Annotated in this window: 15 protein-coding genes, 1 tRNA gene and 1 pseudogene; 7 read left to right on the top strand and 10 right to left on the bottom strand. The window is 65.5% G+C overall.

Features of this window, described 5'->3' with window-relative positions; genetic code table 11:
• The first annotated feature begins 62 nt into the window (after positions 1-62).
• Positions 63-533 carry an MmcB family DNA repair protein gene (locus tag BOO69_RS12235; protein ID WP_071972418.1) on the top strand — a complete coding sequence of 157 codons (471 nt, stop codon included), beginning with the start codon at positions 63-65 and terminating at the stop codon, positions 531-533.
• A gap of 3 nt (positions 534-536) precedes the next feature.
• On the opposite strand, the gene BOO69_RS12230 is transcribed toward BOO69_RS12235, so the two are convergent.
• Entirely contained in the window at positions 537-740 is a 204-nt protein-coding gene (locus BOO69_RS12230; protein WP_071972417.1) for a DUF6324 family protein, read from the bottom strand.
• Positions 741-819: 79 nt separating this feature from the next.
• Here BOO69_RS12230 and BOO69_RS12225 point away from each other — a divergent pair, with 79 nt between their 5' ends.
• Together BOO69_RS12225 and BOO69_RS12220 are read left to right on the top strand one after the other, a co-directional pair.
• Positions 820-1302, top strand: a complete 483-nt coding sequence (locus BOO69_RS12225) for a GNAT family N-acetyltransferase (protein WP_071972416.1) — start codon at positions 820-822, stop codon at positions 1300-1302.
• A gap of 68 nt (positions 1303-1370) precedes the next feature.
• Positions 1371-1447: transfer RNA gene (locus BOO69_RS12220), tRNA-His, on the top strand.
• Positions 1448-1606: 159 nt separating this feature from the next.
• Here BOO69_RS12220 and BOO69_RS12215 read toward each other — a convergent pair.
• The gene (locus BOO69_RS12215; RefSeq protein WP_071972415.1) at positions 1607-1909 is read right to left on the bottom strand and encodes a DUF6476 family protein; all 303 of its coding nucleotides are present in this window, start codon (positions 1907-1909) and stop codon (positions 1607-1609) included.
• Between BOO69_RS12215 and BOO69_RS12210 the strand changes: the two genes are divergently transcribed.
• The 3 genes from BOO69_RS12210 (at position 1908) to BOO69_RS12200 (ending at position 5132) form a co-directional block, all read left to right on the top strand.
• The gene (locus tag BOO69_RS12210) at positions 1908-2948 is read left to right on the top strand and encodes a pseudouridine synthase (protein ID WP_071972414.1); all 1041 of its coding nucleotides are present in this window, start codon (positions 1908-1910) and stop codon (positions 2946-2948) included. The genes BOO69_RS12215 and BOO69_RS12210 overlap by 2 nt on opposite strands.
• 207 nt (positions 2949-3155) lie before the next feature.
• Complete coding sequence (gene rpoH / locus BOO69_RS12205) at positions 3156-4052, top strand: RNA polymerase sigma factor RpoH (protein WP_071972413.1); 897 nt, start codon at positions 3156-3158, stop codon at positions 4050-4052.
• 111 nt (positions 4053-4163) lie between these two features.
• Complete coding sequence (locus BOO69_RS12200; RefSeq protein ID WP_071972412.1) at positions 4164-5132, top strand: Gfo/Idh/MocA family protein; 969 nt, start codon at positions 4164-4166, stop codon at positions 5130-5132.
• Here BOO69_RS12200 and BOO69_RS12195 read toward each other — a convergent pair whose 3' ends face one another.
• Positions 5133-6308: a dipeptidase gene (locus BOO69_RS12195; protein WP_071972411.1), complete on the bottom strand. Its 1176-nt coding sequence runs from the start codon at positions 6306-6308 to the stop codon at positions 5133-5135.
• Positions 6309-6419: 111 nt separating this feature from the next.
• Here BOO69_RS12195 and BOO69_RS12190 point away from each other — a divergent pair, with 111 nt between their 5' ends.
• Positions 6420-6689 (top strand): DksA/TraR family C4-type zinc finger protein, encoded by a 270-nt coding sequence (locus tag BOO69_RS12190; RefSeq protein ID WP_071972410.1) that lies wholly within the window; start codon positions 6420-6422, stop codon positions 6687-6689.
• Here the strand turns inward: BOO69_RS12190 and BOO69_RS23340 are convergent.
• The 7 genes and pseudogenes from BOO69_RS23340 to BOO69_RS12160 all read right to left on the bottom strand — a co-directional run bounded on the left by BOO69_RS23340 (position 6592) and on the right by BOO69_RS12160 (position 13591).
• Entirely contained in the window at positions 6592-6936 is a 345-nt protein-coding gene (locus BOO69_RS23340; protein WP_216637030.1) for a hypothetical protein, read from the bottom strand. The genes BOO69_RS12190 and BOO69_RS23340 overlap by 98 nt on opposite strands.
• Before the next feature lie 135 nt (positions 6937-7071).
• A pseudogene (locus tag BOO69_RS12185) lies at positions 7072-8891 on the bottom strand (M3 family oligoendopeptidase).
• Positions 8892-8965: 74 nt separating this feature from the next.
• Positions 8966-9724 (bottom strand): phosphatase PAP2 family protein, encoded by a 759-nt coding sequence (locus BOO69_RS12180; protein WP_083545515.1) that lies wholly within the window; start codon positions 9722-9724, stop codon positions 8966-8968.
• A complete protein-coding gene (locus BOO69_RS12175) occupies positions 9717-11315 on the bottom strand; it encodes an ATP-dependent DNA ligase (protein ID WP_071972409.1) in 1599 nt (532 codons plus the stop codon). Before BOO69_RS12175 ends, BOO69_RS12180 begins: the two co-directional genes overlap by 8 nt.
• The gene (locus BOO69_RS12170) at positions 11312-12325 is read right to left on the bottom strand and encodes a ligase-associated DNA damage response exonuclease (protein ID WP_071972408.1); all 1014 of its coding nucleotides are present in this window, start codon (positions 12323-12325) and stop codon (positions 11312-11314) included. The genes BOO69_RS12175 and BOO69_RS12170 overlap by 4 nt, the downstream gene beginning before the upstream one ends.
• A gap of 28 nt (positions 12326-12353) precedes the next feature.
• A complete protein-coding gene (locus BOO69_RS12165) occupies positions 12354-13301 on the bottom strand; it encodes an alpha/beta fold hydrolase (protein ID WP_071972407.1) in 948 nt (315 codons plus the stop codon).
• Entirely contained in the window at positions 13301-13591 is a 291-nt protein-coding gene (locus BOO69_RS12160) for an SCP2 sterol-binding domain-containing protein (protein ID WP_071972406.1), read from the bottom strand. The genes BOO69_RS12165 and BOO69_RS12160 overlap by 1 nt, the downstream gene beginning before the upstream one ends.
• Positions 13592-13651: the final 60 nt, after the last annotated feature.

Raw genomic sequence — 13651 nt, 5'->3', positions numbered from 1 at the left:
CGGTTTTGCCATTGCCCGGCACGGGGGGTTGCAAATGTTCACGAATTGTTCATTATTTTGGTATGACCCAGATCGATCTGTCACCGCCCCCTCCGGCGCCGCAGCCCGGCCAGCTTCTGGCGCGGGGCGTCTGTCGGCACCTTGCCGAACACGGCTTTGCCTGCGTGGAGGAACTCGTCCCGGCACGGGGCCTGCGGGTGGACGTGATGGCGCTGGGGCCGAAGGGAGAAATCTGGATCGTGGAGTGCAAGTCCTCGCGCGCGGACTTCATGTCGGACGCCAAGTGGGAGGGCTATGTCGAATGGGCCGACCGGTTCTTCTGGGCCGTGGATGCCGATTTTCCGACCGAGCTCCTGCCTGACGAGACCGGGCTGATGATAGGAGACGCCTACGGCGCGGAGATCGTCCGCATGGGGCCGGAGTCCCGGCTGGCGCCCGCGCGGCGCAAGGCGATGATCCAGAAATTCGCCTCTTGCGCGGCGCGCCGGCTGCAGATGCTGCGCGACCCGGACATGATGCCGGCTTGGGACTGACCTTCAGCGCTTGCGCTGCTTGCCCTTGCCCCCGTCCGCACGATGCGCGGCGGCCATGATCTCCTCCGCGATCTCCATGGCTTCCTCGGGCGTGAAATCCATCGGAATCTCGATCCCGGCCCCTTCGACGAAAAGCCGCACCATGCCTGCGTCGGTAGGTCCGATCTGCAGATTTGCCTCGATATCGCGTTCCGTGTTGATTCCCATTGTGCTCTCCGCCGATGATGGGAAGCAGGGCTATCCCGAGAGGGCTTGATTGGCAAGCGTCCGCCCAGGAGGCACAGGAATGGAGAACATCGAACTGCGCGGATTCGGCGCCGACGACCGGGACTGGCTGGTGGAACAGCACAGCGTCCACTACGCGCGGGAGGAGGGTTTCGACGAAAGCTTCGGCACGCTCGTGGCGGAAATCCTCGACGCGTTTCTTGCCAAGAACGACCCGGCCCGCGAACGCGGCTGGATCGCCTGGGCGGAGGGGCGCCGGCTGGGCTCCATCTTCTGCGTGCGGCTGGACGATGACACGGCCAAGCTGCGGCTTTTCCTGCTGACGCCCGAGGCGCGGGGCAGGGGGCTTGGGCGGCGGCTGCTCGAAACCTGCATGGGCTTTGCGCGCGATGCGGGCTACCGGCGCATGACGCTCTGGACGCACGAGTCGCACCGGGCCGCGGGCGCGCTCTATGCCCGGAACGGCTGGAGCCTGGTGAGCCGCACACCGGTTGTCTCTTTCGGCCAGCCGAACGTGGAACAGCACTGGTCCATCGACCTCTGAAAACGGTCGGCGGATCGCCGACCTTGGGTCTTGCAATCCGTGGCCCGCTTGGCTAAATCGGCCCCAGTGCCGCCTTAGCTCAGTTGGTTAGAGCGCTTGATTGTGGATCAAGAGGTCCCTGGTTCGAGACCAGGAGGTGGTACCACCCCCCCTCAACTCACGGAAAGCCACTCACGGAAAGTCCGAGATCGTCGCGGGCGGGCACGGCCCCGTGGCGCGGTCGCAGCCCATGCCCGATGGGCCGTGTTGGTGGCGAGACTTGGGGCGCTGCCCCAAACCCCGGAGTATTTCGGGCATAAAGAAGTCAGTCGGGACCAATTTCGACCGTCTGGGTGATCTTGCCGGTGAGGCGGTCGAAGATCACGATCTGGTTCCGGTCCGTCACCACGGCGTACCACCCCTCACCCTGGGTGAAGGCGCGCGGGGCGGCGCCGTCGGGGAGGCTGATGCTGGCGGGCAGCACCGGCGCGTCGCGACCAAGGCGGGTGACAAGCAGGCCGATCACCACTAGAACGCCGCAGATCATCACCACGGTCAGGACCGTGACCAGCCGCCGCAGGAAGCGCAGGTTTGCCGGTTCCTTCACTTGTTCATCGGGTTCATTCATGACGCACCGGATCATCACCTTCATCCTGGCGGACAGCCCGCCGTCGCGCCTTGATAAGGCGCTGGCCCGCGATGTGCCAGAGGATGCGGCGCTGTCGCGCACCCGGCTGGCGCGGCTGATCGAGCAGGGGGCCGTCCGCATCGACGGGCAGGTGCTGCGCGATCCGCGCGCGCAGGTCGCGGCGGGCGCACAGGTGGACATCGACGTGGAGGAGGCGGAAGAAAGCCATATCCTCCCCGAGGAGATGGACCTCGACATCGTGTACGAGGATGCCGACCTCGTTGTCGTCAACAAGCCGGCGGGCATGGTCGTCCACCCGGCACCCGGTACCCCTTCGGGCACGCTCGTGAACGCGCTGATGGCGCATTGCGGCGACAATCTTTCGGGCGTGGGCGGGATGAAGCGGCCGGGCATCGTGCACCGGATCGACAAGGATACGAGCGGGTTGCTGGTGGTGGCCAAGTCGGACGCCGCCCATCACGGGCTGGCCGCGCAGTTCGAGAAGCACACCGTCGAACGCTACTACCTCGCGCTCGTCTACGGCGTTCCGCTGGCGGGTGACCCGCGGCTGCGCGGGGTGCGGGGCGCGTCCTTCGAGCCGGGGGACATCCTGAAACTGACGACGCAGCTTGCGCGGCACCGCACCGACCGGCAGCGGCAGGCGGTGCTTTTCCAGGGCGGCCGGCACGCGGTGACACGTGCGCGCCGGGTCGAGACATACGGCAATCCGCCGGTCCTCGCCTTGATGGAATGCTGGCTGGAGACGGGGCGCACGCATCAGATCAGGGTGCACATGACCCACGCGGGTCACGCGCTGGTGGGCGACCAGACCTATGGCGGCAAGCGAAAGCTGCCAAAGGCGGCCCTGCCCGAACCGGTGGCGGAGGCCGTCCGCGCCTTCCCCCGGCAGGCGTTGCACGCGGCTGTGCTGGGGTTCGTGCACCCGGTGTCCGGCGCGCCCCTGCGCTTCGAAGCCCCGCTGCCGCCGGACATGGCGGACCTGCTGGAGAGGCTCGGAACGGTGCAGCAGGCGCAATGACGCGCACCGGCGGACACAACACCGTGAGAGGTTTGCAGGATAACGTTCTCTTCACCTATCTTGTGCAATGATGAACGCCGTCGGGCAGATGTGGCGGAAAACCGCATCTGCCTGACTTGAAACCACGAAGTGCGCCGACCATATGGATGTTAAGGCCTTAAACATAAGTGGACCAAGGGGCCCCCGAGACTGGGAAAGGGACAATTGATGGCAAATTACGCGAATCTGCCGGCACCGACACCTGAAGGCGGACTGAACCGCTACATGCAGGAAATCCGCAAGTTCCCCCTGCTGGAACCGGAAGAGGAATACATGCTGGCCAAGCGCTGGGTCGAGGAACAGGACACCGAGGCCGCGCACAAGATGGTCACCAGCCACCTGCGGCTCGCGGCCAAGATCGCCATGGGCTATCGCGGCTACGGCCTGCCGCAGGCCGAGGTGATCTCGGAGGCGAATGTCGGCCTGATGCAGGCGGTCAAGCGGTTCGACCCCGAAAAGGGCTTCCGCCTTGCGACCTACGCGATGTGGTGGATCCGGGCGTCGATCCAGGAGTACATCCTGCGGTCGTGGTCGCTGGTCAAGCTCGGCACGACATCCGGTCAGAAAAAGCTGTTCTTCAACCTGCGCAAGGCCAAGAACAAGATCGGCGCGCTGGAAGACGGCGACCTGCGGCCCGAGAACGTGACGGAGATCGCGACCCAGCTCGGCGTGACCGAGGACGAGGTGATCTCGATGAACCGGCGCATGTCGGGCGGCGATGCGTCGCTGAACGCCACGGTCGGCACCGAAGGCGAAGGGACCATGCAATGGCAGGACTGGCTGGAGGACGAGGACGCCGACCAGGCGGGCGACTACGCCGAGCGGGACGAGCTGGAAACCCGGCGTGAGATGCTGGCCGAAGCCCTCGAGGTGCTGAACGACCGGGAGAAGGATATCCTGACCCAGCGCCGGTTGAGCGACGAGACCGTCACGCTGGAGGACCTCTCGGCGCAATACGACGTCAGCCGCGAACGGATTCGCCAGATCGAGGTGCGCGCCTTCGAGAAACTGCAGAAGCGCATGCGCGAACTGGCCCGTGAGAAGGGCATGCTGGCCGACGCCTGACACCGACCTCCGGACCCCCGCCCCGACGGCGGGGGCCTTCGGATTTCCTTCCCCCGCTTGCCGCGCGGACCGAGCGCGCTAGGGTCGGGTCAACGGAAATCGGAGGTGAGCATGACACATGTGCGGTGGGGCGTTCTCGGGGCGTCGAACTTTGCAAGGCAGCAGATGGCCCCGGCCATCCACGCGGCGAAAGGGGCGGAGCTGGCGGCGCTGGCGACGTCCTCGCCGGAAAAGGCGGACGGTTTCCGGGCCTTTGCACCGGAGCTGCGGGTGCACGAGGGATACGACGCCCTGCTGGAGGACGGCGAAATCGATGCTGTCTACATCCCGCTGCCCAATCACCTGCACGTGGAATGGGCGATCAAGGCGTTGGAAGCGGGCAAGCACGTGCTGTGCGAGAAGCCGCTGGGCCTGAAGGCCGCCGATTTCGATCCGGTCATCGACGCGCGCGACCGCACCGGCCTGCTCTGCGCCGAAGGCTTCATGATCGCCCATCATCCGCAGATGCACCGGGCGCGCGAGCTGGTAATAGACGGTGCGCTCGGAGATCTGCGCCACGTCACGGTGGCCTTCTCCTTCTTCAACGATGATCCGGACAACATCCGCAATCAGGCCGGTGCCGGGGGCGGTGCGATGCCGGATATCGGCGTCTATGCCTGCGGCGTCGTGCGGCTGCTGACCGGGGCGGAACCCGAGGCCATCCCCTACGCCGGGATCGACTGGGACAACGGGGTCGACACCAAGGTGTGCGTCGACGCGGATTTCGGAACATTCACCTACAGTGGCATGGTGTCCACCCGCATGGCGCCCCGGCAGGAGGTGGTCCTGCACGGCGACAAGGGGGTGCTGCGTCTGACCTGCCCCTTCAACGCGGGCGTCTACGACCAGGCCGAATTGCACCTTGAAACGACGGTCGGCACGCGGTCGGTGGAGCGGTTTCCGAACGTGAATCACTACGTTCTGCAGGTCGAAGCCTTCTGCCGCAGCGTTTCGGAGGGGGCGGATTATCCCTGTCCTCTGGAATTCAGCAGGGGCACGCAGCGGATGATCGACATGGTCTACGACGCGGGCAAGCGGTGATCAGTTCAGCCGGGCACGCAGCACGCGGACCATGTTGTCGCCCATGACCTTGGCGATCTGATCCTCGCCAAGCCCCTCGGCCAGAAGGGCATGGGTCAGCGCGGCCAGTTCGGAGGTATCGAAGGCGGTGGTGACGGAGCCGTCGAAATCCGATCCCAGCGCCACGTGGTCCTCGCCCAGAAGGTCGATGGCGGTTCGGACCATCCGTGCCACGCCCGCTGGATCGAAATCGCCGCAGGTGACCTCGTCCCAATAGCCCATCCCCACGACTCCCCCCGTGGCGGCGATCGCGCGCATCAGATCATCGGGAAAGTTGCGGGGCGTCTCGCAATGCGCGGTCACGCCGCTGTGGCTGACGATCAGGGGGATATCCGTCATGTCCAGCACCTCGCGCGCGACGGCAGGGCTTGAATGGGCGAGGTCAAGCACCAAGCCGCGCCCGGCGACCTCGCGCACCACGTCCCGCCCGAAGTCTGTCAGGCCCGCATCGCCCTGACCGTGCAACGACCCGCCGAGGGCATTGTCGAAAAAGTGGTGGAGACCGATGACCCGGTAACCCGCGCGTTCGAGCACGTTCAGATTGCCGAGGTCGCCCTCCAGCGCATGTGCGCCCTCGATGCCGAGGAGCCCTCCGACCACCTTGTCGCCCGCTGCCCGGTCCTCAAGCAGCCTGTCCAGATCCGCGCGGGTCCGCAGGATCCGGAACTGGCCGGGCACCGCCTCTGCGACCGCCTCCAGCTTTTCCGCCTGGTACAGCGCCCGTTGCAGCAGGCTTTGCCACGTGCGGGGCGGCCAGAGCTGGCCGATCGCCAGGGCGGTCACGTTGTCGAAGGTTTCGGCCGAATTTTCCTCGTAGTTCTGGCCGGCCGGCGACTTCGTGACCGCGGTGAAGACCTGTATCGCCACGTTACCTTCGCGAAGGCGGGGCACGTCGACCTGCCCGTAGGTGCCACGCTCCGACAGGTCGCGGTTCCAAAGCAGCGGGTCCGCGTGAAGATCGCCGATGGTCAGGCCCGCGTGCAACGCCCGCGCCGCATCGGAAACGGGGTAGGGGTCGTGCGGCAGGACCGCGTTGCGCGACTTTTCCACGTAGGCCGGGGCGAAGGCGAAAAAGCCGACCAGCGCAACCACCACGAGGGCCAGAACGGCGGCAAGAAGTCGCTTGATGATACGCATGGGGTCTCCTTCGGCAGATGTCGTGCCTACCCTAGCAGGCCTGCAGAACAGTCAAAGGGGTGACGTTGCGCCGCGCGGTGCTATCTTGCCCATGGACAAGGAGGACTGGACATGGCCGGAGGATGGGCGCGCGACGGCGCGGTATCGGAACAGATCGAAGCGTCGATCAGCGACGAGTTGGCGCGGCTCAAGGCACGCAGGCAGCCGACGGGTGAAAGCCTGACCTACTGTGCGGAATGCGAGGAGGAAATTCCCGAGCGCAGGCGCGAGGCGCTGCCGGGCGTCAAGCTTTGCGTGGACTGTGCTCAGGAGCGGGCGGCACAGGTGCAGACGCGGGGCGGGATAAATCGACGGGGATCGAAGGATTCGCAGCTGAAATGACGGCGGGCTGCCGCCGTCCGCGCAGCCAGCGCCACATCGGGACGACGTCCAGCGCGGCGACGTAGAAGCCCGCGGGCAGCATCCAGAGGCCGAGGAAGGGCAGGATGCTGAACACCCCGCCGATCATCAGCAGTATTCCCAGAAACAGGCGCATGCCGGGCGGCACATGAAGGCGCACCCAGATCAGCACCCGCAGAAGCCGCTTTCTGAAGTGAACCCGGTAAAGTTCTCTGATGTAACGGTTCATGCCCATTTGCGCCCTGTTTGCTGCCCGGCCCAACACCGTGGGCCGGCCTGCGGTTCTGCGGTGTCACCGTGACCGGCGACTTTTGGCCTAGCGGGTCGGCCCGGCTGCGCCGGCAACCAATCGCGGCGGTGACCTTCAGTCTTCCATCGCTTCCAGCTCGTCGATGAAGCCCGAGATCATGCTGAGGCCCTTGTCCCAGAAAGCGGGATCCGACGCGTCGAGGCCAAACGGCGCCAGAAGCTCCTTGTGGTGCTTTGAACCGCCCGCCTTGAGCATGTCGAAGTATTTTTCCTGAAAGCCGGGCTCGCCTTCCGTGTAGACGGCATAAAGCGCGTTCACCAGACCGTCGCCGAAGGCATAGGCGTAGACATAGAACGGCGAATGGACGAAGTGCGGGATGTAGGCCCAGAACGTCTCGTACCCTTCCATGAATTCGAAGGCCGGCCCCAGGCTTTCGGCCTGCACGCTCATCCACAGGTCGTTGATGTCCTCGGGGGTCAGTTCCCCCCGCGACGCGCGGCGTGCAGCTTGCATTCGAAATCGTAGAAGGCGATCTGCCGCACGACCGTGTTGATCATGTCCTCTACCTTGCCGGCCAGCAGCACCTTGCGTTCGGCATCGGTCTTTGCGCCGTCCAGCAGTTTGCGGAATGTCAGCATCTCGCCGAACACCGAGGCCGTTTCCGCCAGCGTCAGCGGGGTGGAGGACAGCATCTCGCCCTGACCGGCAGCGAGCACCTGGTGGACGCCGTGACCCAGTTCATGCGCCAGCGTCATCACGTCGCGCGGTTTGCCGAGGTAGTTCAACATGACGTAAGGGTGCACGTCGGTGACCGTCGGGTGGGCGAAAGCGCCGGGTGCCTTGCCCGGCTTCACGCCCGCATCGATCCAGCCCTTGCGGAAGAACGGCTCGGCCAGTTCACCCATGCGGGGATCGAACGCGTTGTAGGCGTCCATCACGGTCTTTTCCGCCTGGGCCCAGTCCACGATCCGGGGATCGTCCATGGGCAGCGGGGCGTTGCGATCCCAGACCTGCATCTTGTCGAGGCCAAGCCACTTGCGCTTGAGCTCGTAGTAGCGATGGCTGAGACGCGGGTAGGCTTCGACCACCGCGTTCCGCAACGCCTCGACCACTTCGGGTTCGACGTGGTTGGCAAGGTGACGGGCGGTCTGGGCGGTCTCCATCCCGCGCCAGCGGTCGATGACTTCCTTTTCCTTGGCCTGAGTATTGTGCACGCGGGCGAATGTCTTGATCCGGGCGGTGAACACCTCGGCCAGCGCCCGCGCCGCCGCCTCGCGGGTCTCGCGGTCGGGGTCGGTCAGAAGATTCAGCGTCCCTTCGATCCCCAGCACCTCGCCCTGCACCTCGAATTCGAGGCTGGCGATGGTTTCATCGAATATCCGCTCCCAGGCGTCGCCGACGACGCCCAGATCGTGCAGGAAGCGTTCCAGTTCGTCCGACAGCTGATAGGGCTTCATCGCCCGGATCCGGTCGAACACCGGCTTGTAGCGCGCCAGCTCGGCGTTCTGGTCCAGCAGCTTGTCCAGATGGTCGTCCGGCAGCTTGTTCAGTTCCAGCGTGAAAAAGACCAGCGGCGTCGTGAAATTCGTGATCTTTTCCTGCAGGTCGGACATGAACTTGGCCCGGCCCGCGTCGGTGGTCAGCTGGTAGTAGCGCAGCCCGGCAAAGGACATGATCCGCCCGGCGACCTGATTGATCTTCTCGTTGCGCAGGATGCAGTCCAGCAGACCCGCGGCGTCCAGATCCGCCAGCTTGCCCTCGTAGTCGGCCGCGAAACTCGCGCAGGCTTCCTCCAGCCAGTCGAGGTCACGCTTGAGCTCCGGCGCATCCTCGCCGGTGTAGAGGTCGCTCAGGTCCCATTCCGGCAGGTCTCCCAGGTTCTTGTTGCCGCTGGTGGCATTGGCGTCACGGACGGGATGGGGAAGCTGGAACATGGCGGACCTTTCTTGTGTATCAAGGGACATCTAGGTCCCGTCGCGCCGTGGCGCAAGGTGCAGCGGTCGCGGCGTCAATCCGCGTTTTCGCGCGCCACATGGCCCCTGTCGGCCAGGTGGCGGGCGACGAGCAGGCAGGCGATGGCCCAAGCCGCCCCGACCAGCCAGCCCGCCAGCACGTCCGTCGGCCAGTGAACGCCAAGGTAGACGCGGCTGACGCCCACCACGACGGTCACCAGCATTGCCACGCTCAGGACGTAGACTTTCAGGCGCCTCTGCGGCAGCACCCGCGCGATCAGCGCGCCAAGCGTCAGATAGACCACCGCCGCCATCATCGAATGCCCGGAGGGAAAGCTGGCGGTATAGACCATCGATCCGTGCGGCACGAGATCGGGTCGCGCCCGGTCGAACAGCTGCTTGAACACGGTCGAGAAAACGATCCCGCCGCCGGTCGCGGCAAAGACGTAGAGCATGGTGCCGTAGCTCCTGAGGATGGCGAAGAAGCCCGCCGCCACGCAGGTGGCGAGGCTCAGCACGGCGACACCTCCGAGCGCAGTCATGTCGCGGCCGATCTCCTCCAGATAGGGCGGGCCGATCGGATCGGTCAGGTCACCGGGCGTCCGCAGAAGCAGGAGGAGCGACCTGTCGATGCTCTGGGTGCCCCCTTCGACAACCTCGCCCGCCAGTTCGGCAAAGCCCCAGATCGCCGCGATTGCCGCCGCGGTGAACAGCAGGGTGCCCAGTTCCGCGTTCCGGCGGACCCAGAGGGTGAGGTCGATCAGCCTGCGCCGCAGCCGCGCGGGGGTCGAGGAGGTTTCGGGGGTCTCATCCATATTGGCGCAGCATCTCGTTCAGGTCGTCCAGTGTGTTCGCTTCCTGCAGGGGCTTGTCCTTGCGCCAGCGCTTCATGCGTGGAAACCGCAGGGCCACGCCGGATTTGTGCCTTGGGCTGGGTTGGATGCCTTCAAAGGCGATCTCGAAAACGTGGTGCGGGGTGACGCGGCGCACCGGGCCGAACCGTTCCAGCGTGTTCTTGCGGACCCAGGCGGTGATCTGGCGAAACTCGGCGTCCGTCAGGCCCGAATAGGCCTTGGTGAAAGGCACGAGGTCATTGCCGTTCCAGACGGCAAAGGTGAAATCGGTGAACAGGTTTGCGCGGCGGCCGGATCCCGACTGCGCATAGATCATGACCGCGTCGATGGTCAGCGGGTCCAGCTTCCACTTCCACCAGTCGCCCTTCTTGCGTCCGGCGAGGTAGGGGCTTTCCGCCCGTTTCAGCATCAGTCCCTCGGCCTGAGCCTCCCGCGCGGTGGCGCGGCGTTCCGCCAGTTCCTGCCAGGTGTCGAAGGGGATCTGCGGGGACAGGCGAATGGGCGCATCCGGCGGCAGGTCGGCGCAGGCGTCTTCCAGCATCCTGCGACGCTCCGCGAAAGGCCGGTGGCGTATGTCCTCGCCCTGCCATTCCAGCAGGTCATAGGCATGCAGGACCACGGGCGCCTCGCGCAGCAGCTTCTTCGGCACGGTCTTGCGGCCGATCCGGGCCTGGAGCGCATTGAAGGTCGAGGGCGCATCACTGTCGGGAAGCCAGACCAGCAATTCCCCGTCCAGCACCGTGCCGGAGGGCAGGTGATCGATCGCGCGGGCGAGTTCCGGAAACCGGTCGGTCATCAATTCCTCGCCCCGTGACCAGACATAGTAGTCGCCGTCGCGCAGGATGAGCTGGCCGCGAATGCCGTCCCACTTCCACTCCGCGCGCCATGGGGCCGGCTCGCCCAAGGTTTCGGGGCCGTCCTCCAGCGCATAGGCGAGGTAGAAAGGGTAGGGGCGGGACGCGTCGGCAGAGGCGTCCTCCGCCTCGATCAACGCATGCCACGTGGTGTCATCAGGGTGCCAGTTGCCCATCAGCCGGTGGGCCAGTTCCGTCTCGGGCTTGTCCGTCGCCTGGGCCAGCGCACGGGTCATGAGCTTCTGACTGACCCCGACCCGGAACCCCCCGGTGATGAGCTTGTTGAACAGGAACCGCTCCGTCCCCCCGAGAGCCTGCCAGGCTGACATGACGAACGCCTTGCGCTCCGCCTCCTCCAGCTGCGCGAGGGAGCGCAACTCGGTGATCCAGTGCGTCAGCGAACGATCCTCGGTCGACCGGTTGGGCGGCAGCACCAGCGCGATGGTCTCGGCGAGGTCGCCGACGATGGCGTAGCTGTCCTCGAAAAGCCATAGGGGGATCTCCGCGACCTCGGCCGCCCATTCCCGAAGCCGCGTGGTGGTGACCGCACGCTTGGGCCGGCGACCCGAGAAAAGCGCCACGGTCCACAGCCGGTCCTCGTCCGATGCCACGCTGAAATACTCAGCCAGCGCGGTAACCTTCACCGTGATCTTGGTGCTTTGGTCGATGGTGTTGAAGAGGGCCGCAAAGCGCTTCATTCGCCGTCTCCCGACTCAAGGCTCTCGCCTTCGAATTCCGTCGGGACGACCTGCGCGCGCCATCCGCTATCGTTAAGGTATCGCGTGAATATATCGGTGTAACCGTGCGTTAAATATATGTTTTCTGCTTCGGTTTCGTTGATCGCGGTCAGCAGTCCCAGCCAGTCTGCATGGTCCGAGATGACGAAGCCGCGATCACCCGCCCGCCGTCTGCGGACCCCGCGCAGCGCCATCCACCCCGAGGCGAATGCGGTCTCCTGCGGTCCGAAGCGGCGTGCCCATTTGCTGCCAAGGGCGGAGGGCGGCGATATCACGATGGCACCGGAATAGGCCTTGGGGTCGATCTCCGCCGTCGCGTGCGTGGTGTCGGGCAGGGTCATGCCCTGGTCGCGGAGAACGGCATTCGTCGCCTCGACCGCCCCGTGTGTCAGGATGGGCCCGATGTCGGGGTCGAGCATCGACAGCAGTCTTTGCGCCTTGCCCAGGGCATAGGCCCCGAGAAACGCCGTCTTGCCGGCGGCGGCGCAGGCCGACCACCAGCCGTTGATCTCGGCCGCGACGACGTCTTGCGGTGCCCAGCGGAACACCGGCAGGCCAAAGGTGCTTTCGGTGATGAAATGGTGGCACCTGACCGGGGAGAAGGGTTCGGAGAAACCGTCGTCGATCACCTTGTAGTCGCCGGAGACGACCCAGACCTCTCCACCGACCGCCACCCTGATCTGCGCGGAACCGGGCACATGTCCGGCGGGATGGAAGGACACGTCGGCACCGCCGATCCTGCGCACCTCCTCAAAGGCGATACCCTCGGCGGTGATGTCACCCAGCCTGTGGCGCATCACGGGCAGGGCTGCATGGGTGGCGAGGTAACGCCCCATGCCGCCGCGCGCGTGATCGGCGTGCCCATGCGTGATGAGCGCCCTGTCCACCGGCCGCCAGGGGTCGATGTAGAAATCTCCTGCCGGGCAATAGATGCCCTTTTCGGTGAAGGTGAGGACCGGGTCGCGTGCCATGTCCGCCTATGTAGGCGTGCGGTCGGGCTTAGCGAGTCACCGTGCCGAGAAACAGCTTTTCCATGCCGTCCATGATGGCGCTGCGCTGGTCATCGGTGCCCATCAGCACCTCGTGCTCGGCGCCTTCGACCATTTCCAGCCGCCCGCCTTTCCAGTTTTCCATCCGGGCATGGACATGAGCGGTGTTGACGATGCGTTCATTGTTGCCCAGCCATGTCACGGCGGGCAGGCTGGGGGCCGCGCGGCCGGCCAGATGCTGGGTCTCTGCCAGCGCTTCGCGCAGCCAGACATAGGTCGGACCTCCCAGCGAAAGCTCCGGATGTGCGCGCAACTGGTCGCGCATCATGTCGTACATCTGCTGATCCGGCGTCAGCATGTTGTCCTCGAAAGGCGCCGACAGCACGTAGGGGTCGCGCGCCGTGCCGGGCGGCAGATCGAGCCCGCGACCGATCCGTGGCATGTTGCGGGCAAGCACCCCTGCAAGGAAGCGAAGCTGCGGCTTGATGTAGATGCCCCACATCGGGCCGGTAAAGGCCGCCGCCTGCACGCCCAGCCCTTCCATCACCGCCCGCAGGCCGATGCAGCCGCCCATCGAATGGGCAAGCAGGAAATACGGCCGGGGCAGGCCCAGTTCCCGCGCGGCGCGCATCATCGCCGACACGTCTTTCTGATAGTCCTGAAAGGCATCCACGTGACCCACCAGCGGATCCTCGGCCAGCCTGTCGGCCAGCCCCTGGCCGCGCCAGTCTATCGTCATGGTGGCTAGGCCGCGTGCGGCGAGCTCGCTGGCCGTCACGCCGTATTTCTCGATGTATTCGGTGCGGCCCGGGAACAGCAGCACCGTCCCCTTGGCGCGATCCAGTGGCCAGGAACCCACCCTGATCCGCTTGCCATCGGAAGTGGTGGCCCAATGGGCCTGACCGCTGTCAGGCCCCGGCATCACATCCGTGAAAAGGGGGGCGGGCTCCAGCTGCATCAGGCCAGAACGGAGGCCAGCTTCATCGCCATGCCCATGTCGCCGTCAACGCCCAGCTTGCCGGACATGAAGGCGGCGGTCGGGTTCGTGTCACCATCGAGAATCGACTGGAAAGTATCGGCATCTGCACTCAGCGTGACGTCGGCGGGCTCGTCGCCCGCCCGCGCGCCGGAACTGTCCATCATGATCGACCCTTCGCCCGTGATGTCGAATTTCGCGGTTCCGTCGAAGTCCGCCGTGGACAGTTTCTCGTTCAGGATGACAACCGCCTGGTTCACAATATCGCTCATTTGGGGCCCTTTTTGGCAAATCGGCTCCGTCACGTCTGGAATTGCGGCGGCAGCCTGTTA

The sequence above is a fragment of the Sulfitobacter alexandrii genome, assembly GCF_001886735.1.
In the GTDB taxonomy this organism is placed as follows: Bacteria; Pseudomonadota; Alphaproteobacteria; order Rhodobacterales; family Rhodobacteraceae; genus Sulfitobacter; species Sulfitobacter alexandrii.
This window is presented reverse-complemented; position numbering and strand designations above follow the sequence as displayed.